Origin of the sequence: Pseudomonas sp. PMCC200344 (assembly GCF_030053095.1) — a bacterium.
Taxonomy (GTDB): Bacteria; Pseudomonadota; Gammaproteobacteria; order Pseudomonadales; family Pseudomonadaceae; genus Aquipseudomonas; species Aquipseudomonas svalbardensis.
The window spans coordinates 5,678,478-5,702,901 of sequence record NZ_CP125618.1 but is presented as its reverse complement, the minus strand read 5'-3'; the positions used below and the strand labels follow the sequence as shown (position 1 = coordinate 5,702,901).

Here is a 24,424-nt window from a genome sequence, read left to right as displayed (position 1 = left end):
GGACGCGTAGAAAACGCGTCCCGGCTCTTTAAGAGATCTAACGAATGACCCTGAAGACCATCGAAGGTACCTTCATCGCCCCTAAAGGCCGCTACGCTTTGGTAGTAGGCCGTTTCAACAGCTTCGTCGTTGAAAGCCTGGTCAGCGGTGCAGTTGATGCCCTGGTTCGCCACGGCGTGAGCGAAAGCGACATCACCATCATCCGCGCCCCTGGCGCCTTCGAAATCCCGCTGGTTGCGCAAAAAGTCGCTCAAAAGGGCGAATACGCAGCAATCATCGCCCTGGGCGCGGTCATTCGTGGCGGTACTCCGCACTTCGAATACGTGGCTGGCGAATGCACCAAGGGCCTGGCCCAGGTGTCCATGGAGTTCGGCGTTCCAGTCGCATTTGGCGTGCTGACTGTTGATTCCATCGAGCAAGCCATCGAACGTTCCGGCACCAAGGCCGGTAACAAAGGTGCTGAAGCTGCCCTGTCCGCTCTGGAAATGGTCAGCCTGCTGGCGCAGTTGGAGGCCAAGTGATTAGCGACGAAAGCGATCGTTTCAACCCGCGCGATCCAAAGCCTGCGGATGCCGGCAAGCCATCGAAAAGCGTCAAGCGTCGCGAAGCCCGTCAGCTCGCGACTCAAGCGCTGTACCAATGGCACATGGCCAAGCAATCTTTGAACGAGATCGAAGCGCAGTTCCGGGTCGATAACGATTTCAGCGATGTCGATGCCGCTTACTTTCACGACATCCTGCACGGCGTTCCGGCTCACAAGCCTGAGATCGACGCTGCACTGACACCGTGCCTGGACATCACGATCGAAGAGCTGGACCCGGTTGAACTGGCCGTTCTGCGCCTGTCGACCTGGGAACTGCTCAAGCGCGTCGACGTGCCGTACCGCGTTGTGATCAACGAAGGTATCGAGCTGGCGAAAGTCTTCGGTTCCACCGACGGCCACAAGTTCGTCAACGGTGTACTCGACAAGCTGGCCCCGCGTCTGCGTGAAGCTGAAGTGAAGGCGTTCAAGCGCTGATTCGCGCTTGAATGGCTGCCATGGGCGAGTTTGAGCTGATCCGCAATTTCTTCGCCGCCGCGCCTTGTGCGCAAGGCGGCGAAGGCGTTGCCCTCGGGATCGGCGATGACTGCGCCTTGCTGGCTGTTCCCCCCGGGGAGCAGTTGGCAATTTCCACCGACACACTGGTTGCCGGTGTGCATTTCACAGATCCTTGCGACCCGTTTCTGCTCGGTCAGCGCTCGCTGGCTGTGGCCGTCAGCGATCTGGCTGCCATGGGCGCCACTCCCGTTGCCTTTACCCTTGCCCTGACCTTGCCGACGGTGACCGCCGATTGGCTGGACGCCTACGCCCGTGGTTTGAACATCATGGCGCAGCGCTGTGGTGTGGCGCTGGTGGGCGGTGATACCACCCGTGGGTCGTTGAGCCTGACCATGACCGTGTTCGGTCGTGTACCGGCAGGTCTGGCGTTGACCCGCAGCGGTGCGCAGCCAGGCGACTTGCTGTGCGTTGGCGGTGAGCTTGGCAACGCGGCGGGGGCATTGCCGCTGGTGCTCGGTCAGCGGACGGCTGAAGCCATCGTCGCCGATCCACTGCTGGCACATTACTGGTCGCCGCAGCCGCAACTCGCGTTGGGCCAGGCGCTACGCGGCAAAGCCACCTCGGCGCTGGACATCTCCGACGGCCTGCTCGCGGACTGCGGGCACATCGCGCTCGCGTCGAAGGTCGGCATTCAGGTTGAACGGGACATGCTGCCACTGTCGAACGCTTTAGTCGCCTTCCTCGGCCAGTCGGGTGCCGAAAAAGCGGCCCTGAGCGGTGGTGATGATTACGTGCTGGCCTTTACCTTGCCGTCCGTCGAGTTGCCGCAATTGTTGAGCGACGGCTGGCCGATCCATGTGGTCGGGCGTGTTGTGACGGGGCAGGGCGTAGTGCTGCTGGACGCCGATGGACAAGACATCACCCCGCAAACCCGGGGCTATCAACATTTTCGGGAGACACCGTGACAGATCATCCCAAACAGGTCCCGGCGGAATTCGTACCGCCCTCGGTCTGGCGCAATCCGTGGCATTTCCTGGCGTTCGGCTTCGGCTCGGGCACCTTGCCAAAAGCACCGGGCACCTGGGGTTCGTTAGTTGCGCTACCCTTTATCCCGTTGTGGCAGATGCTGCCCGATTGGGGTTACTGGCTGATGCTCGGCATCACCATGCTGTTTGGCTTCTGGCTGTGCGGCAAGGTCGCTGACGATTTGCGGGTGCACGACCATGAAGGCATCGTCTGGGACGAAATGGTCGGGATGTGGATCACCCTGTGGCTGGTGCCGGAAGGTTGGTACTGGTTGCTGGCGGGGTTTTTGATGTTCCGCTTCTTCGACATCCTCAAGCCGTGGCCGATTCGCTGGATCGACCGGCATGTGCATGGCGGCGTTGGGATCATGCTCGATGACGTATTGGCCGGGGTGTTTGCGTGGTTGGCGATGCAGGGGCTGGTATGGATTTTTGCCTGACGGGCAAAACAGGGGACTAGGGATGGCTCGGCGCTGGTTGGCTGTGATGATTTTCGCGATGTTTTGCTCGCTCGCCCAAGCTAGTGACGGGGATGCAACGCCGTCGGTGATTCATCTGGCCAGCGAAGATTGGGAAGACTACACCGCCGCCGATGGCCACGGTCTGGGCTGGGACGTGTTGCGGGAAGTCTTCGAGCCAGCGGGGGTCAAGCTGGACATCCGCAGCGAACCCTACGTCCGCTCCATGGGCCTGGCCCAGCGCGGCGAAGTGGATGCCTGTGTCGGCTCCTATCTTGATGAGTCCAGCGATCTGCTCTATCCGCGCTGGAACTTCGATACCGATCACATCTATGCCTTGGGGCTGGCCAGCAACCCTGCGCCGACCCCGGAAACCCTGGGCAACTATCGACTGGCCTGGGTCCGCGGCTACGACTTTCAGGATTACCTGCCTAACGTACGCCGCTATAACGAAGTCATGCGGCGTACCGGGATTTTGTCGATGTTGACCCGCAACCGCGCCGACTTTTACATCGACGCGCTGACCGAGGTCGACTATGTCCTCAGGTGGGCCAAGGATCCGTCGCAGTTCCGTCGCACCCACATCGCGGAACTGCCGCTGTATCTGTGCTTTGCCAAGACCCCCAAGGCTCGCACCCTGATGGCGCTTTTCGACCAACGCATGGAGCAACTGGTGAAGAACGGCCAGCTGAAACCGATCTTCGAGCGCTGGAAACAACCCTATCCGTTCGACTCAAACTAAGCGCGAACCCTGTAGCCGCTGGCGAAGCCTGCGTCCGGCGGCGAAGCCGTCGTAAATTCAGGCACCGCGGTGTATCAGACTGACCGAGTCGACAGGTTTCACGACGGCTCTGCCACCGTGGCGCATTGACGCCTCGGCGTGGGCGAGTCCATTCAATTACAGGGCGTGCGTAGACTGGGCCTTAGGCACTAGTGATCTAACTTTTTGATTGTTATGCCCCATAATTCAGCCTAAGCGTCTGTCGGAACGTGCTGTTACAATGCCGCCTCTGCGAATCTCCAGTACTTATTGATCAGGAGCACACCGGTGCCTGTCGTTTTTGTCGCCGCTTCCAAGCTGCCAACGCCTTTTGCGCAATTCACCATGCACGGCTTTCTCGATGAAGAAAACGGGCGCGAGCACGTTGTGCTGAGCCTGGGTGAGTTCGTCGACGGTGCCCCGGTACTCGGCCGGTTGCACTCCGAATGCCTGACCGGCGATGCCTTGTTCAGCCAGCGTTGCGACTGCGGCTCGCAGCTCGAGGCTGCCTTGCAGGCCATCGCCCGTGAGGGCCGGGGCGTGTTGCTGTACTTGCGTCAAGAGGGCCGTGGTATTGGCCTGCTGAACAAGATCCGCGCCTATGAATTGCAGGATGGCGGCGCCGATACCGTTGAAGCCAACGAGCGTCTGGGCTTTGCCGCCGACCAACGTGACTACGCCATGTGCCTGCCGATGCTGGAGCACCTGGGCGTGAAATCCCTGCGTCTGATGACCAATAACCCACGCAAGGTCAAAGCCTTGACCGACATGGGCATCGTGGTCGCCGAGCGCGTGCCGCTGCACACCGGCCATAACCCGCATAACAAACTCTACCTGGCCACCAAGGCCAGCAAGCTCGACCACATGATGGGCAACGAGCACCAGGGTGAGGCAGACCGGGCGTGACCCGCGGTCAGGTTCGGCGGCGACTGTCCGTCAATTGGTGGCAATACCTGGCGCTGGCTTTGGTGCCGCTGTTCGTGATCAACGGCGTATTTGGCCAGAGCGAGGCGATCCTGCCGGTGCTGGCGATGCCGTTGTTCATCGCCGGTGTGGCGTCGATGTTTGTCAGCCTGAAATTCTTTGGCGGCTACAAACACGCGTTGATCGCCACTCAAAAAGCCCTCGATACCCCTGAAGAACCTGCTGCCTGGATCGCCTTGGCTGCCAAGCGTCGCACGGCGTTCCTGGCTGCCGGCCTGCCGGCCTGGATCGCCGCGCTGGCGGTATTCGTCGGCCTCGAAGCCGTGCCGTTGATGCTGCTGGCGCTGTCGACCCTGGTGCTGTTTTACCTCTACCGTATTCCGCGTCAACTCGGCTGATGCGACCCGTCTGGCTGGCGGTTTTGCTGCTGGCCGTCAGTGGCCCGACGGTTGCGGTCGAACGCGTTGTCAGCCTCGCGCCATCGCTCTCTGAAATCGTTGTTGAGCTGGATTCAGCCGACCTGTTGGTGGGTGTGCTGGATGCGGGAGAGCGTCCTGCTGAACTCAAAGACCTTCCTTCCGTTGGTCGGTACGGTCAGCTGGACATGGAACAGCTGCTCAGTCTCAAACCCGATCTGCTGTTGCTCTGGCCCGGTAGCGTTGGCCCGGCCCAGCGTGAACAGCTCAAGCGGTTGAACCTCCCGACCTACGTTGCTGAACCCCACAGCCTCGAACAACTCACGTCGCAGATTGAGGCGATTGCCTCACAACTCGGCCGTCCGGAGCGTGGCGTTTCATTGGCAGAAAATTTGCGTCAACGATTGGATTCGCTGCGCCAGCGTTATCGTCGGGATGTGCCATTGCGGGTGTTTTATCAGGTCTGGGATCGGCCGCTGTACACCGTTGGCGGCGGGCAGATCATCAGCGATGCGCTTGAGGTGTGCGGGGCGCGCAATGTGTTTGCCGACCTGGCGTTGCCGGCGCCGCAGGTCAGTATTGAAGCGGTATTGCAGCGTAATCCAGACGTGATTCTGGCCAGTGATCAGGCGCAGCTCGATGCGTGGAAAGCCTGGCCGCAGGTTGCCGCAGTGGCGCAGGGGCAATTGCTGTTGGTAACGGATAAGGGGCTGGAGCGGCCGAGCGGGCAGATGATCGAAGCGACCGCGAAGTTGTGCCATGTGATCGCGCCGGACCGCTGAGACCGAGGAGCGGCCTTCGCGAGCAGGCTCGCTCCCACATTGGATCTCTGTGCGAACCCCCCTGTGGGAGCGAGCCTGCTCGCGAAGAGGCCAGCCCAAACACCGCTGGTTTCAGATCAGAGCTCCGGCGTCCAGGTCACCCCAAACATCCACGCCCGACCTTCTTCACGATACCCATTCTGACTGCCGTCATGGCTGTACAGCGCCCGGCTATAACCCTTGTCCAGCAGGTTATCGACCTTCAACTCAAACTTGATCTCACGATTCAATTCCCAGCTACTGCGCAACCCCAGCAACGCGTACCCGCCCAACGGCTGCTGATTGTTCTCATCGTCATAGCTGCTGCTCACAGCCTGCCAGCTGGCGCCGAGCCGCAGCCGGTCGAACTGCCTATCCAGATCGAGGCTCAAGGTCCGCCGCGCGCGCCGAGCCAGGGTGTGGCCGCTGTCGCGATCCCGCGGGTCGATGATCGCCACGCCGAGGTTGCTCTGCCAGCCGAACAGTTCCTGTTTCAATGCCGCTTCGAACCCGTTGATCCGTGCCGAGGCCACGTTCTGTGGCCGTGAGTTGCTACCGAGAATAATCGCGTCTTCCAGGTCCGTACGGTACAAAGAAGCTTCCAGGCGAGCGGTGTCGGTCAGCTGACTGCGCCATTGCAGTTCGTAGCTTTTCGAGGTCTCGGGTTTCAGATCCGGATTACTGAAATCGGGGTAGTACAGATCGTTGAACGTCGGCGCGCGGAAGCCTTCGCTGTAGGTCAGCAGCACATCGTTGTCCGGATTCAGCGGTAGGGTGAAGGTGCCGCTCCAGCTATTCTGGCCGCCGAACTGCTGGTTCCGGTCCCGGCGCAGGCCCAGTTCGGTGGAGAAGCTTTCTGCCTGGTAATGATGCTGAATGAACGCCGCACGGTTCCAGCGGCTGTCCTCGTCGAATGGCGTGCTGCTGTTGATCCGGTCCTCGTACCAGTCGCCGCCGAGGATCAGGCTGTTGCGCTCGTCGAGGGTCAGGTCGTTCTGCCAGTTCACCGAATCACGGTAAGTGTTGAACACGCTGCGCTCGTCACTGAGCTTGTCCAAAGTCTTCTCGCGGTTTTCGCTGTGGCCGAACTCGACGCGGGTTTTCCACAGGTCATTGATCCGCGCATCGACGTAACTGCTGACGCTGCTCACTGCGAAGTCGCTGTAGGGCTGTTGCTGGACTGACTCGAACGCGTCCATGTCGAAGCGGCCGAACGGATTGTCGAACTCGCTTTTGCCACGGTTATCCAGCAGATTGGCGCCGATTTCGATGTCATCGGTGAGGGCGTGACTCAGGCTCAAACTCATCGATTTGTTGCGGTATTCGTCATGATCGCCGTCGCTGGAATAGGACTCGCGGGTGCGATTGATTTCGGCAGTTTCATCGAGGCTGGCACCCAGGTTGAATCGGGTCTGCTCGTCGCCGCCGGACAGCCCGAGGCTGCGTTCCCAGGTCTGGTTGCTGCCAAAGCCCACGTGCATTCGCGGTTGCAGGCCTTGCTCGCCGCCGCGACGAGTGAAGATCTGGATCACCCCGCCAATCGCATCGCTGCCATAAATCACCGAGCGGGAACCGCGCAGCACTTCCACGCGCTCGACCTGTTCGATGTTGATGTGTTGCAGGTTGCTGTCGCCGGAGGTGGAGTTGCCGATGCGCTGGCCGTCGACCAGCACCAGGCTTTGGGCTGATTTGGTGCCGCGGATGTAAATCCCCGGCAGACTCCCGCGCCCGCCGGTTTGTCCGACCTGCACACCCGGCACACGACGCAGCAAGTCAGTCACGCTGCTCGGTTGCAGGCGATCAATGTCTTCGCGGGTGAACACGGTGTTGGCGGCGCTGCTGTCATTGCGCGCTTCGACCTGACGGTTGGCGCTGATCAGCACGTCGGGAAGCTTCAGGGCCTGGTCGCGTTCGAAGGTGTCGGCCAGCAGTTCGCCGGCCGGTAGCAGGGTCAGCGTCAGGGCGAGGCGGGAGAGTTTCATCAGCAGTCCATCGGCGCTTTGAGGCGAGCACAGGTTTTGAAAGGCACAAAAAACCAATGTGGGAGCGAGCCTGCTCGCGATGACGGTGTGTCAGTCAATGAATAAGTTGACTGTCAGTCCGCTATCGCGAGCAGGCTCGCTCCCACAAGGGGTTTTGCATAAGTCTGAGGTTTAGATGCTCAGCAGTTGCAAGCGCTGACGAATCGAAGCTTCGATCCCGGCCTCATCCAGCCCACACTCGGCCAGCATTTGCGCAGGCTTGGCATGCTCGACGTAACTGTCCGGCAAGCCCAGGTGCAGCATCGACTTGAGGATGTTTTCGCGGGCGAGAAATTCGCTGACGGCGCCACCGGCACCGCCCATGATCGCGTTCTCTTCGATGGTCACCAGCAGCTCGTGGCGGCCGGTGATATCGCGAACCAGTGTTTCATCGAGCGGTTTGACGAACCGCATGTCGACCACGGTTGCATCCAGCGTTTCGGCGACTTTCAGCGCCTCGGCCAGTTGTACGCCGAACACCAGCAGGGCGACTTTGCTGCCTTGGCGACGAACCACACCCTTGCCGATTTCGATCGGTTCGAGGTTTTTCTCGATCGTCGCGTTCGGGCCAGAGCCGCGCGGATAACGCACCGCCGCCGGGCCGTTGAACAGGTGGCCAGTGGTGAGCATTTTGCGCAGTTCGTTTTCGTCGCTCGGGGTCATCACCAGCATGCCGGGAATGCAGCGCAGGAACGACAGGTCGAAGCTACCTGCGTGAGTCGGGCCGTCTTCGCCCACCAGACCCGCGCGGTCGATGGCGAACAGCACGTCGAGGTTTTGCACCGCGACGTCATGAATTAATTGGTCGTAGCCACGTTGCAGGAACGTCGAATAAATCGCCACCACCGGTTTCGCGCCTTCGCAGGCCATGCCGGCAGCGAGGGTCACGGCGTGTTGTTCGGCAATCGCCACATCGAAATAGCGCAGCGGGAAACGCTCGCTGAAGGCCACCAGATCGGAGCCTTCCTTCATCGCGGGAGTGATGCCGACCAAGCGCGGATCAGAAGCGGCCATGTCGCATAGCCATTCACCGAACACACCGGAATACTTCGGCCCGCCAGCTTTCTTCGGCGCGGCGGCCGGAGCGTCCAGCGGTTCGAGTTTGGTGATCGCGTGGTAACCGATCGGGTCGACTTCCGCCGGGGCGAAGCCTTTGCCTTTCTTGGTGACGACGTGCAGGAACTGCGGGCCTTTGAGATCGCGCATGTTGCGCAAGGTGGCGATCAGGGTCGGCAGGTCGTGGCCATCGATCGGGCCGATATAGTTCCAGCCCAGCTCTTCAAACAGCGTGCCGGGGACCAGCATGCCTTTTGCGTATTCTTCGGTGCGACGGGCGATTTCCCAAGCGCCGGGCAGGCGCGACAGGACCTTTTTGCTGCCTTCACGCATGCTCGCGTAAGTGCGGCTGGAAAGGATCTTCGCCAGATAATTCGACAGCCCGCCGACGTTGCGCGAGATCGACATGTCGTTGTCGTTGAGGATCACCAGCATGTTGGCGTTCACTTCCGGCGCATGGTTCAGCGCCTCGAAGGCCATGCCGGCGGTCAGTGCGCCATCGCCGATCACGGCAATCGCCTTGCGATCACTGTTTTGCAGGCGGGCGGCAATGGCCATGCCCAGCGCTGCGCTGATCGACGTGCTGGAGTGGCCGACGCCAAAGGTGTCGTACTCGCTCTCGGAACGACGCGGGAAGGCCGCGACGCCGTCCTTCTGGCGCAGGGTGCCCATGCGCTCGCGACGGCCGGTAAGGATTTTGTGCGGATAGGCCTGATGACCCACGTCCCACACCAGCCGGTCATCCGGGGTGTCGAACACGTAATGCAACGCGATAGTCAGCTCGATGACGCCCAGGCCGGCACCGAAATGCCCGCCGGTCTGACCGACCGTGTAGAGCAATTCCAGGCGCAACTCATCGGCCAGGGTTTCCAGCTCGGCTTCGCCTAACCGGCGCAGGCCGTCCGGCGTGTTGGCACGGTCGAGCAGGGGCGTGGTCGGGCGCTTGCGGGGAATCTCATGAAACGTCGTGGGCATCAGGCGAATCGTTATAGGTATAAAAGATGCGGCAGTTTACCTGATGCATCGCCCCCTGCCCACGCGTTGCTTTTAACTTGGCGGATACGCCATCAGCTGCGCCGGTCGACGATATAACGGGCCAGATCGCGCAACGGCTCGGCTGCCGCGTCAAACGGTCGCAGCGCATGCAGGGCTTGATCGCGCAGTTCCAGGGCGTAGGCCTTGGCAGCGTCGAGACCGAGCAGGGCCGGGTAGGTTGGCTTGTCGCGTGCGATATCGGCACCCTGGCGTTTGCCGAGGGTTTCGGTATCGCTTTCGACGTCGAGAATGTCGTCCTGCACCTGGAACGCCAGACCGATGGCCTGTGCATAAGTCTGCAAAGACTTGAGTTCGTCTTTTTCGGCGCGACCACTGGCCAGGGCGCCGAGTTTGACGCTGACCTCGATCAGCGCGCCGGTCTTGTGCCGGTGCATGTATTCAAGGGCTTTTTGATCGAGTTTCAGGCCAACGGAGCCGAGGTCGATGGCTTGACCGCCGACCATGCCGGCCGGGCCTGCCGATAACGCTAGAGCACTGACCATTTGCAGGCGGATTTCAGCGTCCGAGGTGCTCAGGCGAGGGTCGAGCAGGGCGCTGAAGGCCAGGCTCTGCAAGCCGTCACCGGCCAGAATCGCGCAAGCTTCATCGAATTTCTTGTGGGTGGTTGGCTGCCCACGACGCAGATCGTCGTCGTCCATGGCCGGCAAATCGTCATGCACCAGGGAATAAGCGTGAATCAGCTCCACCGCGCACGCCGCGCCGTTGGCTTGCTCAGCCTTGCCACCCAGCGCTTCGCACGCGGCGTAGGCCAGCAGCGGGCGAACCCGTTTGCCGCCATTCATCACGCTGTAGCGCATCGCCTCGTACAGACGCGCGAGCTCAGGGCTCGGCGCATTGAACAGGGTTTCCAGTGCAGCATTGACGCGGGCCTGGCTGGTCGCCGAATACGCTGCAATCATTCTGGCTGATCCGCTTCGAAGGGTTCCTCGGCCAGTTCGCCATCACGCTCGAGCAGCACCTGAACCTTTTGCTCGGCCTGGGCCAGCGCCGCCTGGCAATCGCGGGTCAGACCGATGCCCTGCTCGAAAGCCGTCAGCGAATCTTCCAGCGACAGTTCGCCGTTCTCCAGACGCTCCACCAGCGTTTGCAGGTCAGCGAGAGATTGTTCGAAATCCAGTGCAGCTTTTTTGCGGGCCATGGCGGCTATTTCCGGTTGACGTTAAACCGGCGCGACACTAGCAGACATGGGGGGTATGGGCAAATGGGCGGGACCCCGTTAACTCACTGGCACGACGAAGAGGCTAACTGATCAAACGAAGCAAAATATGGCGGAAGGGGGCTTCTCTCAGAAAATCTTTCGCAATCAATGGCTGTTCCTTCAGGAGGCTGACAAAGGCGTTTATCCATTTTTCACGTTCACGAACGAGCGCAGCACTTTGAAGCCCAAGCATGTCTCTCGTTTGGCGAACCACATGCTTTTCCCTCCGGTTAAGAGTGGGCATAGGTTCCAGCGAGCCATCCGATGACAGCGAGAACCGCTCGTTACAGCCGGGTGCAGGTTCAATCGGAAGGACCCGGTCTCCTTTTCGTTGTCCACACCCACCTGATCGGATACACCCGTGCGCATAGTTGGTGTAAGTGAACGTCAAGTGAGGGTGCCCATCGTTGCCGCGCTTAGGTTTGATATGGTCAATTTGTCCTGAATCAGGCTCGAGTGGCGTTTCACAATAAACGCAAAGCCCGCCTTGACCGTAATGGAGGCTCGCCTTCACGATTTTTTTCACTAAGTGAAAGGCATTTCCATCGAAGTCGCCTGGCCCCGCATGTGGATGAGCCGCGTTGAAATCCATAAGCGCCTGCGGTGTTACAGGGTTATGAGCCAACTCAATCATTACGCGCCTTCCTAACTTGCGCTGCAAGGAACGTCCAGAGCGTCATATCAGCTTCGGAAATTTCATAACCTGCGTCGTCCAACTCCTTTTTCAACTGTTTGGCTTGTGGACTGGTGCCTGCGCCGTCCCGGAACAATTGTTCATATTCGTGAGCTGTTTCAACTATGTCCATAGGAGGGCGGGTGCTCACATTCATGACCCCTGCCAGTGCGTCTCCCGATTCCTGTGCCAAAGGGCTCATTGCCGGTTGTTCAGAAATCCAGCCTTGCTCATCCTTGTGAATCACGCGGATCTGTTCGCGGTTCACGGTAGTCAATACCTGTGGACTATGTGTGCTGACGATGAACTGGATCTTTGGGAACGCTTTACGTAAGGCTGCGAGCACTTGTTGCTGCCAAGCGGGGTGAAGGTGCAGGTCGACTTCATCTATCAGAACAATGCCTTCAGTCAGCAGCGGGGCTTTATCCTGAAATTGACCATTCAAACGCGCACAGCGAAATGCCATGTCGGCGGTCAACGAGATCATCGCGCGAACGCTATCACTGAGCAGACTGATGGGCAGCAGCCCGTGATCAGGGTGAGACATCGCGAGATCTTCATAGCCAAGGCTGTAATGGAAGTTGCTCCACCCTTCATTCTCCAGAACCAGATTTACGGCGTTTTGAATTCCGGCGATTCTGGGTTTCAGGTCTGACTGCTCATAACCTGGTAGCTCTTGTTGTTGGAGCAGTGCCATTGTCGCCTTGCGCATCCACTGCTGCATTTGCACAAAGTTGGATGCAGAGGATAAGCAGTCTTCGTAACCCATGGTTCTGCTGGCACTCACCACCGCTTTTCGTGAACTGTTGTTATGGGTGATCCAGAGCCGTCCTGCTGGGTAGTAGCTAATTAGCGGCAAGGCAGTCGCTACTTCGGAACGCAGTAGCTCTTGTAGATTCTTACCCCAGTTGGCCAGAGGAGCCGCTTCTTTGGTTGTCGTACGGCTTTTGGGGCCATGCAGGGCTCTCTGCCACTGGATGCTTGGAGTATCAAGAGCCGCATCAATGACGACCGGAAACCTTTGCTCATTTTCAAAACTGTTGCCCAAGCGAACATAACGAGCGTCGGTACGCTCGATGTGCTTGGACTTTCCCATATCGAATGCGCCCACAAAGGGGCCGAGAGCGGTGGCAATGGCTTCCAGAATGGTAGTTTTACCTTGTCCGTTACGTGCGGCAATTACCGTCAGTTCAGGATGGAAGTCGATTTCAATGTCTTCAAATCGACGGAAATCCTTGAGTTTCAGTTTGCGCAGCTTCACAGGCTTACCTCTGGTTCTACCGTCCTTGCCGACGGTTTTTCTGGCCGTAGTTGACCATGAGATGACATTGAGCTCCAGTCAAAATCTTTGTTTGAAACTGGAGAGTTGCTCATCATTGAATTGGGTCTGAATCATCAATTTGATAACGCGTACTGCGCCCACCTCCGGGCAAGCGTTTCAGGCAACCCTTCTCCAGCAACTCAGCCAGATGACGAGTCGCAGTGGCCTTGGATACTTTCGCCACCGCTTGATACTGTGCCGCGCTGATGCTGCCCTCCCCATCGAGCAAGCGATTGAGTACCTTGGCCTGCTCGGCCATTAGCCCTGATTCTCGGTGCGCCTGCCAGAAACGCGCCTTGCCCAGCACGCTTTCGATCCGGGTCATGGCTTGTTGCAAGCTGCGCAGCAGCGTTTGCAGAAACCATTCCAGCCACTCGGTGATATCCGCCGTCGCCTTCTGGCTGGTTTCCAGTACCCGGTAATAGCCGGAGCGATCCTCGAGAATGCTTGCGGACATGGCATAGAAACGGATCGCCTGCGCCTCACCCTGAGCCAACGCAAGATCGGTAATGCTTCGCGTCAAGCGACCGTTGCCATCATCGAAGGGGTGCAGGGTGACGAACCAGAAGTGCGCAATGCCGGCCCGCAGCAATGGATCGAGTGCTTCCTGGCTCCGGCTGGCTTCAAACCAGCCGAGGAAGGTGTTCAGTTGCTGTTCAAGACCTTGGCGGGGCGGTGCCTCGAAGTGGACGGTCGGCCTGTCTAGACGCCCGGACACCACCTGCATCGGCTCGTCGCCGCGCAATGCTCCGACACGGATCGGCCGTACGGCGAAGTCAGTGTCCTGATCCGGAAACAACCAACTATGCCATTCCAGCAATCGCTCCAACGTCAGGGGGTGCGCAAAATGCTGGGTGGCATCAAGCATCAATTGCGCGAGCCCCTCGCTGCGTTGGCTGACTTGATTGCCATTGACCTGTTCCAGGCCCAAACGCCGCGCCAGCGATGAGCGGACCGAGCCGACATTCAGCTGTTCACCCTCGATAGCCGAAGACGTCACGATGTTCTGCAACAGTGCATCCAGTTCGCTCTGAGCGCTCAGCGAACTGCCCACTGAACAGGCCATGCCCATCAACCGACCTTGGGCCTGCACGCACTCGCGCAATAGCGGTGTCAGGCGCTCGGCTTGCCAGTTGAAATTCGGCCAATCGGGCTGCTGCCAGATCCAGTGAGGTGCCATGAACTCGGTGCTCTTGGAGTGGGTGAGCCGAATAGAAACGTTATTCGGCTCATGCGGTGAGCCGAATATGACGCCTATTCGGCTCACCGTCCACTTGCCAGCGTGAATCCCACCGCAATATAGATGTAGCCGATTGTTAAAAAACCGCCGAATGGCTAATCTTCGCGCCTTCTACGACCCGATAGTCATGGGTCTTTCTGACGAAACGCAGTTTTTGGATCTGTAACGCGCCGAGGATCGGGCGCAAGGTTTCGTTATGCATGGCAGGAGGCATCACATGCGTTCATTTCTTCTATTGCTGATGGGGCTCGTCTGCGCGACCGCGGCGTTGGCCGAGCCTTCGGCCGAGGTGTCGGAACCCGTGGGTGGCTGGCGTTATTCCGGCCTGCTGGACCGCACTGAAAATCCTCAAGTCGCCTATCCCACGCCACCGATCGATCGCGGTGTGCAGCGCAATCGCACCATGATCCAGGGCCAGCTCAAGGCCATCGGCACCCAGCGAGGGCCGCACACCCTGGCCGTCAACGGCAACCCGCTGAATCTGTACACCGACGACCAGGGGCGTTTCGCCCGGCCGTATGCGTTCGGCGCGGGTTCCAACAGCGTCGAAGTGCGCAGCGCCGAGGGCAAATCGCTCAAGCGCGTTCAATTCTATGAAGCCAACAACCTGCGCACCCCGGCGCGGATTCGCGTGGTGTTGGGTTGGGACGACCCGAAAGCCGAACTCGATCTGCACATCATTACTCCCGACGGCCAGCACGCGTTCTGGGCTCGCCCGGCGATGAGCAACGGCGGCGGGCTGGACCCGGACGGCGTCGATGGCCCCGGCCCGGAAATGTTCACCATGACCGCGCCGATGCATGGCACCTATCTGGTTTACGTGAACTATTGGGGCAACTTCGGCAGTGGCGGCTATAACTTCGATGAGACCAGCAACCAGAACGAGGTGATCACCTCGCAGATCAACCTGGTGCTCAACGAAAACACCGTCGACGAAAAACGCGAGACCTTCATCGTGCCCCTGCGGGCCATCGGTGACCTGCTGCTGGTCAAGACTTTCAACTATTAAGCATCCCGCTCCACGGATGACATCGGGTTTTGTGAACATGAGCGATAACACTGTTTCTCCGGCCGCCGAAACGCCAGCAGCCAAAACTCCTCGCCGCTGGCCGGCGCTGCTGATCGGGCTGGTCCTGGTGGCCGGTGTCGCGGTCGGGTTGGGCTGGTTAATGCTCAAACCCAAGGCGCCCCCGGCGGCGTTGGCCAGCGACAAACTGGGCATGAGCCGGCCGGACGGTCTGCTCGAAACCCATTCCTTGAGCCAATTGCCCAAGGACTTGCTGACGGTGCCGTTCCTCAAGGAAACCCTGACCGAAGATTTCGTCTTCTATTACGAAGCGCATGCCGATCGTCTCGGCTTGATCGGCAGCCTGCGGCGGATCATTTACGAACATGACCTGAAGTTGCAGGACAGTTTGATCGAGCAGCTCTTTGATCAACCGGCAGACGTGGCGCTGTGGCGTGGGGCGGATGGTCGGCTCAAGGATTTCCTGTTGGTGATGGATCGCGGTGGGCTGGCCAAGGTGCTGGAGCCGCTGGCCAAAGTGGCGCTGGATGATTCGCAGCTGACCAAGCTCGGCGACGTGAAAGTCGGCGCTGACGATGTGGCGCTTTATCAACTCAACTACAACGCCAGCAAAGCCCTGGTGTTCGCCTCCCACGGCGACAAACTGGTGGTGCTGTCCAACCCGACCAAACTCTACGATCCGCAAAGCAGCTCATCGGAAGAGGCAGGCAGCGTTTCGACCAAGGCCATCGCCGCATTGCTCAACGGCGACAAACTGTTCCCCGAAGCCTTCGGCTTGCAACCGCGTGCGCCGGAGGTGAAACAACGCCTCTCGGTCAATTCCAGCGTTCTGGCCATGGGGTATCAGCGCTTCATCCCGAACTTCGCCGGGCTGCGTTTCGACATGGACGACAAGGGTTGGCACAGCTTCCTGGCCATGGATGAACTGGACAACCAGCCGGACTTCGATTTCAAACCGATCTGGCAAGCCATGCCGATGGGCGCCAGTGCCTGTGTCGCCTTGCCACTTGCTGCCGAACAACAGAAACCATTGCTGGTAAAACTCGGCGCCGAAGAGTCGGTGGCCCAGGCCCTGACCGAACACATGGCCGGTGCCGCCGGCCTGTGCTGGTACGCTGATTCGCGGTTGTACACGCCGTTGCTGGTGGCCAGCCTGAACGATGATGACAGCGCCAAACTCGACGGCGATCTGGGCAACCTGTTCGGCTCGATGGTCGGTGCTTACGAAGGCAACGTCGAAGAGCACGCGTTCCCGGTGGTCGAGAAACAGGAAGGCCCAACCCACCAATGGCAGCGTCAGGTCAGCTCCAACTTCGGTTCTTACAAGGCCAAGGATGCCGAGCAACCGGACGCGATCACCGGCAAGGCGTTCATGAAAGTCAGCCTGGCGCGCCACGGTTCGACGCTGCTGTTTTCCCTCGACGACAAACTCGTGGATAAAGCCCTCGGTACTCTCGACAAACGCTTCCCGCCGATGGCCGACGTGGTGCCAAAAGACCTGCTGATGCCGGTCTACTTCGGTCCGGATTCGATGGCGCAACTGATGCAACAGGAAACCCTCGACAGCCTGCCGCAGGACATGGAACCGGTGTTCTACAACGCCGCGCAAACCTACCTGATCCCGAAACTGCGCAAACTCGGCGGTTACGGCAAATACGCCCTGACCTTGCCTGAAGGCAGCGAACCCGACGGCCACTGGCAGTGGCTGCCGCTGGAATGGAAAGCCCTGTGACAGCACTTATCCGAGGCCTCGGCCTGCTGGCGATGTTGCTGGGCACCCGGGCATTTGCCACTGAGGCGCCGCCGCTGGACGTGCAGCAATCCCAGGTATTCCGTGCCTGGTTCGTGCGCATCGCCCAGGAACAACTGACCCAAGGTCCGAGCCCGCGTTGGTATCAGCAGGACTGCGCGGGCCTGGTCCGTTTCGCCGCCAACGAAGCGCTGAAAGTTCATGACGACAAATGGCTGCGCAGCAATGGCCTGTCCAACCGTTACCTGCCGCCGGAACTGCAACTGAGCGAGGCCCAACGCGGCCTCGCCCAGCAATGGCAGCAGGGAGGTGGCAAGGTCGGGCCGTACGTCAACGCGATCAAACTGATTCAGTTCAACAGTCATTTGGTCGGCCGGGATCTGGCGCAAGCCCGGCCCGGCGACTTGATGTTTTTCGATCAGGGCGACGACCAGCACCTGATGATCTGGATGGGCCGCTACATCGTCTATCACACCGGCTCAACCACTTCCCCCCCACCCCCCCCGACTGACAACGGCATGCGCTCCGCAAGCCTGCAGCAACTAATGACATGGAAGGACACCCGATGGATACCCGACGCAGCCAACCCCAACTTCATCGGCGTCTATCGACTGAACTTTCTCTCCCAATGATCGGTGCCCGCATGCTGCGTTTTCTGCCTCTGCTGTTGGTCTTAGTGCTGCCTTTTTCGGCGGTCAACGCCGAAGACACCGTCGAGCCAAGCGGCTACACGCCGGTGGCCGGTGAAAGCTTTTTTCTGTTGGCCGACAGCAGTTTTGCCAGCGATGAACAGGCGATGGTTCGCCTCGAAGCGCCGGGGCGCGACTACCGACGGTTTCGCATGGAGCCTTACGGCGGCGCGGACATTCGCGTGTACCGCATCGACAAGCCGCTGGATTTCCTCAAGCGCCAGAAGAACCTGCACCGCGTGGTCAGCGACGGCCAGTTCAAGGGCGAAGGCCTGTCGAACACCCTCGCGTACCTGTGGGACAACTGGTACCGCAAATCCCGTCGCGTGATGCAGCGAGCGTTCTCCTACGAATCGCGTAAGCAAGTCACCGAGGAAGTGCCAGAGCTGAAGATGGGCGCCGCGATGGTCGCGCCAACGCCTTACGACGCGCAGCCGCAATTTGCACTGATTCCGGGCCTGCCGGTGGTCAGCCAATTCCGTTATCCGCTGTGGCAAGCCAAACCGATCCAGCCGCCGGAAGGCGTGAACCTGGCCGGTTCTTCCAGTGAGTTCGTCAGCGTTGCGCCGGGTAACGTTTACATCCCGTTGGGCAACCTCAAACCGGGTCTGTATCTGGTGGAAGCGCTGATCGGCAAGTACCGTGCGACCACCATGGTCTTCGTCTCCAACACCGTAGCCGTGAGCAAGATTGCCGGTGATGAATTGCTGGTGTGGGCCGCGCGCAAACACGAAGGCAGTTCGGTGCCGAAGGTCAACGTGCTGTGGACCGATGGGCTGGGCGTGATGAGCAGTGGCGCGACCGATGCCGATGGTTTGCTGCGCTTGAAACACGTCAGCCCGGAGCGTTCGTTCGTGATCGGCGAGGACGAAGAGGGCGGGGTGTTTGTCTCCGAAAACTTCTATTACGACAGCGAAATCTACGACACCAAACTCTATGCCTTCACCGACCGGCCGCTGTACCGGCCGGGGGATTGGGTGTCGCTGAAGATCGTTGGTCGTGAGTTCAAGAACGCCCGTGACTCGGTGTTGCCGACTGCTGCCGACGTCAACGTGACCGTGCTTGATGCCACCGGCACGGCGCTGCAATCACTGGCGCTGAAACTCGATTCCAAGGCTGGCACTCAAGGTCGGTTCCAGTTGCCGGACAACGCGGTAGCGGGCGGTTACGAGCTGCGTTTCAGCTACAAGGATCAGGCCTACAGCAGTGCCTTCCGTGTCGCCGAATACATCAAGCCGCACTTCGAAATATCCCTGAACCTGGCCAAGCAGGATTACCGCACCGGCGAACCGGTGAAAGGCAACCTCGTGCTGCTGTACCCGGACGGCAAACCGGTGGCCAACGCCAAGTTGAGCCTGAGCCTGCGCGCCCAACAGCTGTCGATGGTCGACAATGAACTGCAATACCTCGGGCAATTCCCGGTGGAACTGACCAGCACCGAACTGACCACCGACTCCAAGGGCAACGCGACGCTCGATCTGCCGGCTGCCGAGAAGCCGAGTCGCTACATGCTCACCGTGTTCGCCAGCGATGGCGCGGCGTATCGGGTCAAGACCACCAAGGAAATCCTCATCGACCGCGGCGCGGCGAGTTTCAGCCTGCGCGCGCCTCAGCGTTTCAGTGCGGTGGGCGACAAGGTTGCGTTCAGTTATTTGAATGAAGGCGGCAGCGAGCAAAGTAAAGCAGTCACGCCAAGCAGCTACAGTTGGGTGCGTCTGGAAGACCAGACGGTTGGCGAAGGCAAACTCGCCGCGAAAGACAAAGGCTTCACCCTGGCCTTCGACCGTCCGGGTACTTACAACCTGACGTTGAAGGATGACCATGGCCGCGTGGTGGGTGCCACCGGTCATTCGGTCACGGGCGACGGCGTCAAAGCCGTGCCGGGCACCGTGGAAATCGTCCTCGATAAACCCGAGTACAAGGCCGGCGACGAAGCCCTGGCATTGATCACGTTCCCTGAGCCGATCAGCGATGCACTGCTGTCGCTCGAGCGCGACAAGGTCGAGGCCACAGCGCTGCTGTCCAAGGGCGGCGACTGGCTGAAGTTGGAGAAACTCAGCGAGACTCAGTACCGCGCGCGGATCCCGGTGAAGGATAGTTTTGCGCCGAACCTGACGTTCTCGGTGCTTTACACCAAGGGCGGTCAGTACAGCTTCCAGAACGCGGGCATCAAGGTGATCGCGCCGCAAATCGACGTGGCGATTGCCACCGACAAAGAGTCGTATCAGCCGGGCGATACCGTGTCGGTGGACTTGACCACGCAGTTCGCTGGCAAGCCGATCCCGGCACACCTGACGGTCAGCGTGGTGGACGAAATGGTCTACGCGCTGCAACCGGAAGTCGCGCCGACCATCGACCAGTTTTTCTACCACCCGCGTCGCAACAACGTGCGCACCAGCGCCAGTCTGTCGTTCATCAGCTACGACGTGGCATTGCCGGGCAGCCCTGGCGCGCCGGGCAAAGCTAACCGTAGCGAGCGTGGCGTGAAAGTGCTGGAGCGGCCGCGTCGTGAAGACGTCGACACTGCCGCGTGGCAGCCGGAGTTGATCACCGACGCCACCGGCAAAACCCGTTTCACCTTCAAGATGCCGGACTCGCTGACCCGCTGGCGCATCACCGCCCGGGCCATCGCCGATGACGGTCAGGTCGGGCAGAAGAAGCAATTTGTACGCTCGGAAAAACCGCTGTACCTGAAGTGGAGCGGCCCGACCAAATTCCGCAACGGCGACAAACCTGATCTGGGTGTGTTTGCTTTCAGCCAAGCGGAAAAACCGGTCAAGGCTGAGCTGGTGATTCATTTCGGCGGTACCGAACAACGCGTCCCCGTGACGCTGAATAACGGCATCAACTACATCGCGCTGCCAGCGTTCGCGTTGGCCAGTGGCGAGTGGACGGCTGAGCTGGTGCAGGACGGTAAAACGGCTGATGCTTTGGCTGTGCGACTGACCGCGACCGGCGAAGGCTGGCAAGTGACCCAAAGTCAAAGCCTGGACGTGGCCAGCGGTGATACGCCGCTGACCTTGCCAGCGGATGCGACGGATATTCGCCTGCGTCTGGATGACAGTCCGCAAGCGCTGTTCCGCTCGGCACTCGACGATCTGTTGAGTTATCCGTACGGCGGCGTCGAACAAACGGCCAGTCGTTTGCTGCCGCTGAGCATTGCGTATCCGGCCTTATCGTCGAATCCGCAAATCCGCGATCGCTTGCGCCTGATCATGCAAAACAGCCGTCTGCGTCTGGTGCAAATGGCCGGGCCTGCGGCGAGCTTCACCTGGTGGGGCATGGACGGCGAGCCGGATGCGTTCCTCACCGCTTACGCTTACTACGCCGACTGGCACGCTAGCAAAGCGTTGGAGTTGAGCCTGCCGCCGGAGCATTGGCAGCGGGTGCTGGAGGTCTATTCGAAGCAGGCCAACAACACGCCGCTGTTGCAGCGCGCGCTGATCCTGTCGTTCGCCAAGCAGATGCAATTGCCGGTGAACACCTTGCTCAGCGGTTTGATGGATGATCTGGCGAAAGCGGGCGAGGGCAATGCGGCGAACCTGATGGACGATGGCGAAGACAGCATCGTCATGAGCGATCCGGATTCGGCGCTGGGTCTGGCAGCCGCTCGTGCGCTGACGGCCTCTTTGGCGAAGCAATCGAAGGTGATTCTGCCGGACGCATTCAATCGTCAACTGGCGGATGCGCAACAGCGTTTGGCCGTCAGCTCTCAACCGTTTTCCGAAGCCTTGAACCTGTCGCTGCAAGCCTTTGATCAGGCTCACGCGGCAGCGTTGTTGCAGCGTTTGCTGCCACAGCAATCGACTCTGGAACGTGCGTTGTCATTGACCTGGTTGCAACGCAGCATCGAGCAGGCTTCGCCCACCCTCTTACTGGCACCGGGTGAAGGCTGGAAGAAAGAACACGGTAATACCGGTGAGGTTTATTGGACGTGGCAGGGTTCTTCGCCAGTGCCTGCGGTGCTGTCGCTGACCGGTACGCAAGAGCGTCCGTTGCGAGCGGCTTTGAGCTTCCAGACCAAACAACCACCGGTTGATCCGATGGCCGTGACCATCACCCGTCGCCTGTCGCGTCTGGTGCCGGGCGACGAAGCCTTCACCTTCAAACTGGAAGCGGTCGGCACCAAACCGTTGTCCAGCGACAGCCTGTATCTGGACGAAGTGATCATCACCAGCAAAGCCGCCAAACCGTTGCGCTACGGCATGCTCGAAGTGCCGCTGCCACCGGGCGCCGATGTCGAGCGCACCACGTGGGGCATCAAGCTCATGGGCAAGGCCGGCACCGAACCGTCCGCGTTGGAGAAAGCGCGTTTCGAGCCGGGGCAAATGGCCTATGCCATTCCGGTCGACGCCTTGAGTGGCGAGTTGCGTCTGCGTCATCTGGTGCGCTTCTCGCAGAAAGGCCAGTTCAACCTGCCGCCGGTGCGTTTCACTCAGGTCTATGCGCCACAGCATCAGGCGCAAGAGCAAAAACCGGCCCTCGGCCAGGTCACGGTCAACTGACATGACCCGACCTCTGGTCTGGTGGCTGCTGTTCTTGATTCCTGCGCTGGCGACAGCGCAGGAGGAGCCGCTGCGGCTGGCTTTTAAAGGTGAGTTGCTGTCGTTGAGCCGGACTCAGGTGATCGCGCGCGAGTCGTTGCCTGCTGATGTGCAGACTCCGCTGGGCAGTGTGTGGAAGTTGTTTGTGTACGGCTGGCTGGTGGATACCAACGCCCATGAGCCGGCTTACGAATGTCGCGGGCAGTCGAAAGAGGAAGTTTACTGCTGCACGGCGGGCGGCAAGATTGAGCGCGATCAGGCCTTGGTGAAGTCGTGCGGGTTGTACTTTGAGCCGCAGCGGTTGGGCATTGCTGGCGCTGACTGGCGTGCGTATTGGCAGGCGCGGCAGGCACCGGAGTGGTTGCTGGATTTGGCTTCGTTGCAGCCTTCCACGCGAGTTTCAGTGACTGAGTTGCTGCGAATGCTGGCCGTAATGCCGGCGCAGGATCAAGCGCGGCGGGTGTTGCTGGATGTGGTGTTGAATGCGGCTGACGGCAATGTCGTGGGCGAACTCGGTGGCCGGTTGCGGGTGAAAACCTGGAGCTGGTTGGGGGATCAGGACCCTTCGTCGCGTCAGGGTGGGTTTGCTGGGTGGACGGCGGACGGTACGCCGATTTGGGCCGGTGGGCGTGGGACCAGTCAAATGGTCTTGCGTCACTACGGTGGGGCGTTGGCTTCGGTGTTGCCGGTGGATTGGCCTTTGGATGCAGGACGGTGTGTCGAGGTGGGGCTGTTTTCACGCTATCCCATCGGGCGTGTTCTGGCGGGGGATCGTGTTGTTGAGTCCGGGCCCTTGCTGGGCGATTACCGCGTCGAATTCACCAACGGCAACCAACTCGATATCCACAGCGACGGCGAACTGTTTTTGGTCAAAGACAAACTGATCGCCCGTCTGGACCGCGAAGAATACGTCGCCCGTGTCCTCCAGCGCGAAGCCAAACCCGAACCCGCCGAAGCCGCCAAAGCCCTGGTCGTCGCGATCCGCACGTATCTGCTGCAAAACGCCACCCGCAGCGGCGACTGCCTGAGCATCGACGACAGCAGCAGCCGGCAACGCGTCGCCCCACGTCCAGCCACCGCCGAGTCGCGCAACATCGCCGCCTGGACCAGCGACCTGGTCCTCGCCGGCAGCACCGTCACCTACCACTCCGACCAGTCCGGCCCGGACAAGCTCTCCTGGCAGCAAGCCGTCGAACAAGCCAACGCCGGCCAACGCTACGACGCCATCCTGCTCCACGCCTATCCGCGTGCCAGCCTCAGCCGCTGGGACAATCCAGTCGCTTCCTGCGAAGCGCTCCCCGCCGCGCAAGACTGGCTGCAACACCAACGCCGCGGCTGGCGTCTGCGGTTGGAAAGCGAGGTTGGCTACAACGAAGTCAGCACCTTCGCCGTCTGCCGCCTGGCTTTCGGCCGCCCCTACGTCGACCGTGAACGCCAGCGCATTTACGTGCGCGGCGTGTTGTCGCTGCAAGACCGCCTCGACCTGACCCACGAATACCTGCACCTGGCCTTCGAAGCACACCCCAACGGCCAGGATGAAACCTACATCGAAGGGCTCGCCCGCCACCTCTTGCTGGAATAGGCCATGAAACTCCGTTATCCACAGGTCTTCCTGTTCCTCTGCTCCTTTTGCGTATGGCCGACGACGTTCGCCGCCGAAAGCGCCGCCAAACTCCACACACCCGTTGGCGGCTGGCGCACCGGTGCGCCTGAAGGCGAAGGCGAAAACTTTCGCCAGATCGTTAACTACCCGGCCTCCTCGGTGAACAACCCGGTGGGGCAGGCCAACACTGCACGCATCACCGGTCAGATCAACGCCACCCCCAAGTCTGGTGAGCCGGGCCGGTTGATCGTCAACGGCGTCAGCATGCCACTGAAGATTGACCCCGCTGGTCGCTTTGATCGCCCGTTCTCATTCCCCAATGGCAGCAACAGCGTCGAAGTCCGCAGCCCCGATGGCCAGCAGCGGCATCGCACGCAATTCCTGAACGCCAGCGGCGGGGCCACTCCGGCGAAGTTGCGGGTGCTACTGGCTTGGGACAGTGATGGCACCGACCTCGACTTGCACCTCATCACACCCGACGGCGCCCATATCTGGTACGGCGACCGCGTTGTTCCTAACGGTGGTGCGCTTGATGTTGACGTGACGACGGGATACGGCCCGGAAATCTTCGCCATGCCTGCGCCGATAAAAGGCCAATACCTGGTGTATGTGAATTACTTTGGGGGTGGGTATCGCAGTGATGAGGAAGGACAGGAGGACGCGGTTCAGGCGCTGACGACAGCGCAAGTGACGGTGATTACAGAGGAAGGGACGCCGAACGAGAAGATGGAGACTTTTCTGGTGCCGATGCGGGCGGTGGGGGAGTTGACGTTGGTTAAGGGGTTTAGTTATCCGTGATGGAGTGATTTTGACAGCAATGCTGA

Annotated in this window: 22 protein-coding genes; 14 read left to right on the top strand and 8 right to left on the bottom strand. The window is 60.2% G+C overall.

The window, feature by feature from the left end; translation table 11 throughout:
- The first annotated feature begins 44 nt into the window (after nt 1-44).
- The 8 genes from ribE to QFW87_RS26125 all read left to right on the top strand — a co-directional run bounded on the left by ribE (nt 45) and on the right by QFW87_RS26125 (nt 5,404).
- The gene (gene ribE, locus QFW87_RS26160) at nt 45-521 is read left to right on the top strand and encodes a 6,7-dimethyl-8-ribityllumazine synthase (protein ID WP_003185938.1); all 477 of its coding nucleotides are present in this window, start codon (nt 45-47) and stop codon (nt 519-521) included.
- Entirely contained in the window at nt 518-1,018 is a 501-nt protein-coding gene (gene nusB, locus QFW87_RS26155; protein WP_008153530.1) for a transcription antitermination factor NusB, read from the top strand. Before ribE ends, nusB begins: the two co-directional genes overlap by 4 nt.
- A gap of 20 nt (nt 1,019-1,038) precedes the next feature.
- On the top strand, nt 1,039-2,004 hold the full coding sequence (gene thiL / locus QFW87_RS26150; protein WP_283189222.1) for a thiamine-phosphate kinase: 966 nt from the start codon (nt 1,039-1,041) through the stop codon (nt 2,002-2,004).
- Complete coding sequence (locus QFW87_RS26145; protein ID WP_003228639.1) at nt 2,001-2,504, top strand: phosphatidylglycerophosphatase A; 504 nt, start codon at nt 2,001-2,003, stop codon at nt 2,502-2,504. The genes thiL and QFW87_RS26145 overlap by 4 nt, the downstream gene beginning before the upstream one ends.
- A gap of 22 nt (nt 2,505-2,526) precedes the next feature.
- Nucleotides 2,527-3,264: a transporter substrate-binding domain-containing protein gene (locus QFW87_RS26140; protein WP_283181830.1), complete on the top strand. Its 738-nt coding sequence runs from the start codon at nt 2,527-2,529 to the stop codon at nt 3,262-3,264.
- A gap of 306 nt (nt 3,265-3,570) precedes the next feature.
- Complete coding sequence (ribA, locus tag QFW87_RS26135) at nt 3,571-4,188, top strand: GTP cyclohydrolase II (protein WP_033059420.1); 618 nt, start codon at nt 3,571-3,573, stop codon at nt 4,186-4,188.
- A complete protein-coding gene (locus QFW87_RS26130) occupies nt 4,185-4,604 on the top strand; it encodes an MFS transporter (RefSeq protein ID WP_074871267.1) in 420 nt (139 codons plus the stop codon). Before ribA ends, QFW87_RS26130 begins: the two co-directional genes overlap by 4 nt.
- Nucleotides 4,604-5,404 (top strand): cobalamin-binding protein, encoded by an 801-nt coding sequence (locus tag QFW87_RS26125; RefSeq protein WP_283189221.1) that lies wholly within the window; start codon nt 4,604-4,606, stop codon nt 5,402-5,404. The genes QFW87_RS26130 and QFW87_RS26125 overlap by 1 nt, the downstream gene beginning before the upstream one ends.
- A gap of 116 nt (nt 5,405-5,520) precedes the next feature.
- Here QFW87_RS26125 and QFW87_RS26120 read toward each other — a convergent pair whose 3' ends face one another.
- The 8 genes from QFW87_RS26120 to QFW87_RS26085 form a co-directional block, all read right to left on the bottom strand.
- Entirely contained in the window at nt 5,521-7,404 is a 1,884-nt protein-coding gene (locus QFW87_RS26120; RefSeq protein ID WP_283189220.1) for a TonB-dependent receptor, read from the bottom strand.
- A gap of 171 nt (nt 7,405-7,575) precedes the next feature.
- Nucleotides 7,576-9,474 carry a 1-deoxy-D-xylulose-5-phosphate synthase gene (dxs, locus tag QFW87_RS26115; protein ID WP_283189219.1) on the bottom strand — a complete coding sequence of 633 codons (1,899 nt, stop codon included), beginning with the start codon at nt 9,472-9,474 and terminating at the stop codon, nt 7,576-7,578.
- A 92-nt stretch (nt 9,475-9,566) separates the two neighbouring features.
- A complete protein-coding gene (locus QFW87_RS26110; protein ID WP_283189218.1) occupies nt 9,567-10,454 on the bottom strand; it encodes a farnesyl diphosphate synthase in 888 nt (295 codons plus the stop codon).
- Nucleotides 10,451-10,693, bottom strand: a complete 243-nt coding sequence (locus QFW87_RS26105) for an exodeoxyribonuclease VII small subunit (protein WP_056743654.1) — start codon at nt 10,691-10,693, stop codon at nt 10,451-10,453. The genes QFW87_RS26110 and QFW87_RS26105 overlap by 4 nt, the downstream gene beginning before the upstream one ends.
- 103 nt (nt 10,694-10,796) lie before the next feature.
- Nucleotides 10,797-11,387 (bottom strand): hypothetical protein, encoded by a 591-nt coding sequence (locus tag QFW87_RS26100; RefSeq protein WP_283189217.1) that lies wholly within the window; start codon nt 11,385-11,387, stop codon nt 10,797-10,799.
- Complete coding sequence (locus tag QFW87_RS26095; RefSeq protein WP_283189216.1) at nt 11,380-12,687, bottom strand: AAA family ATPase; 1,308 nt, start codon at nt 12,685-12,687, stop codon at nt 11,380-11,382. Before QFW87_RS26095 ends, QFW87_RS26100 begins: the two co-directional genes overlap by 8 nt.
- Before the next feature lie 112 nt (nt 12,688-12,799).
- A complete protein-coding gene (locus QFW87_RS26090) occupies nt 12,800-13,927 on the bottom strand; it encodes a Fic family protein (protein ID WP_283181824.1) in 1,128 nt (375 codons plus the stop codon).
- A 136-nt stretch (nt 13,928-14,063) separates the two neighbouring features.
- Nucleotides 14,064-14,201 (bottom strand): hypothetical protein, encoded by a 138-nt coding sequence (locus tag QFW87_RS26085; protein WP_283189215.1) that lies wholly within the window; start codon nt 14,199-14,201, stop codon nt 14,064-14,066.
- A 3-nt stretch (nt 14,202-14,204) separates the two neighbouring features.
- On the opposite strand from QFW87_RS26085, the gene QFW87_RS26080 reads away from it, so the two are divergent.
- The 6 genes from QFW87_RS26080 to QFW87_RS26055 are packed head-to-tail and all read left to right on the top strand — an operon-like array spanning nt 14,205 to nt 24,398.
- Nucleotides 14,205-14,996 (top strand): DUF2135 domain-containing protein, encoded by a 792-nt coding sequence (locus QFW87_RS26080; RefSeq protein ID WP_283181823.1) that lies wholly within the window; start codon nt 14,205-14,207, stop codon nt 14,994-14,996.
- A 37-nt stretch (nt 14,997-15,033) separates the two neighbouring features.
- A complete protein-coding gene (locus tag QFW87_RS26075) occupies nt 15,034-16,746 on the top strand; it encodes a DUF2138 domain-containing protein (RefSeq protein ID WP_283189214.1) in 1,713 nt (570 codons plus the stop codon).
- A gap of 32 nt (nt 16,747-16,778) precedes the next feature.
- A complete protein-coding gene (locus tag QFW87_RS26070) occupies nt 16,779-17,396 on the top strand; it encodes a DUF1175 family protein (protein ID WP_283190957.1) in 618 nt (205 codons plus the stop codon).
- A complete protein-coding gene (locus QFW87_RS26065; RefSeq protein ID WP_283190956.1) occupies nt 17,393-21,958 on the top strand; it encodes an alpha-2-macroglobulin in 4,566 nt (1,521 codons plus the stop codon). Before QFW87_RS26070 ends, QFW87_RS26065 begins: the two co-directional genes overlap by 4 nt.
- A gap of 1 nt (nt 21,959) precedes the next feature.
- Nucleotides 21,960-23,579 (top strand): DUF2300 domain-containing protein, encoded by a 1,620-nt coding sequence (locus tag QFW87_RS26060; protein WP_283189213.1) that lies wholly within the window; start codon nt 21,960-21,962, stop codon nt 23,577-23,579.
- A 3-nt stretch (nt 23,580-23,582) separates the two neighbouring features.
- Nucleotides 23,583-24,398, top strand: coding sequence for a DUF2135 domain-containing protein (locus QFW87_RS26055; protein ID WP_283189212.1), 816 nt, complete (start codon nt 23,583-23,585; stop codon nt 24,396-24,398).
- Nucleotides 24,399-24,424 lie beyond the last annotated feature (26 nt).

Bases quoted from the DNA above. Each gene is read 5' to 3' on its own strand.
- QFW87_RS26085 (WP_283189215.1), bottom strand. From the start codon at position 14,201: ATGCCTCCTGCCATGCATAACGAAACCTTGCGCCCGATCCTCGGCGCG.
- dxs (WP_283189219.1), bottom strand. From the start codon at position 9,474: ATGCCCACGACGTTTCATGAGATTCCCCGCAAGCGCCCGACCACGCCC.
- QFW87_RS26110 (WP_283189218.1), bottom strand. From the start codon at position 10,454: ATGATTGCAGCGTATTCGGCGACCAGCCAGGCCCGCGTCAATGCTGCA.
- QFW87_RS26125 (WP_283189221.1), top strand. From the start codon at position 4,604: ATGCGACCCGTCTGGCTGGCGGTTTTGCTGCTGGCCGTCAGTGGCCCG.
- QFW87_RS26105 (WP_056743654.1), bottom strand. From the start codon at position 10,693: ATGGCCCGCAAAAAAGCTGCACTGGATTTCGAACAATCTCTCGCTGAC.
- QFW87_RS26060 (WP_283189213.1), top strand. From the start codon at position 21,960: ATGACCCGACCTCTGGTCTGGTGGCTGCTGTTCTTGATTCCTGCGCTG.
- QFW87_RS26070 (WP_283190957.1), top strand. From the start codon at position 16,779: ATGTTGCTGGGCACCCGGGCATTTGCCACTGAGGCGCCGCCGCTGGAC.
- QFW87_RS26075 (WP_283189214.1), top strand. From the start codon at position 15,034: ATGAGCGATAACACTGTTTCTCCGGCCGCCGAAACGCCAGCAGCCAAA.
- QFW87_RS26120 (WP_283189220.1), bottom strand. From the start codon at position 7,404: ATGAAACTCTCCCGCCTCGCCCTGACGCTGACCCTGCTACCGGCCGGC.
- QFW87_RS26055 (WP_283189212.1), top strand. From the start codon at position 23,583: ATGAAACTCCGTTATCCACAGGTCTTCCTGTTCCTCTGCTCCTTTTGC.
- QFW87_RS26090 (WP_283181824.1), bottom strand. From the start codon at position 13,927: ATGGCACCTCACTGGATCTGGCAGCAGCCCGATTGGCCGAATTTCAAC.
- QFW87_RS26080 (WP_283181823.1), top strand. From the start codon at position 14,205: ATGCGTTCATTTCTTCTATTGCTGATGGGGCTCGTCTGCGCGACCGCG.
- QFW87_RS26140 (WP_283181830.1), top strand. From the start codon at position 2,527: ATGGCTCGGCGCTGGTTGGCTGTGATGATTTTCGCGATGTTTTGCTCG.
- QFW87_RS26100 (WP_283189217.1), bottom strand. From the start codon at position 11,387: ATGATTGAGTTGGCTCATAACCCTGTAACACCGCAGGCGCTTATGGAT.
- QFW87_RS26065 (WP_283190956.1), top strand. From the start codon at position 17,393: ATGATCGGTGCCCGCATGCTGCGTTTTCTGCCTCTGCTGTTGGTCTTA.
- thiL (WP_283189222.1), top strand. From the start codon at position 1,039: ATGGGCGAGTTTGAGCTGATCCGCAATTTCTTCGCCGCCGCGCCTTGT.
- ribE (WP_003185938.1), top strand. From the start codon at position 45: ATGACCCTGAAGACCATCGAAGGTACCTTCATCGCCCCTAAAGGCCGC.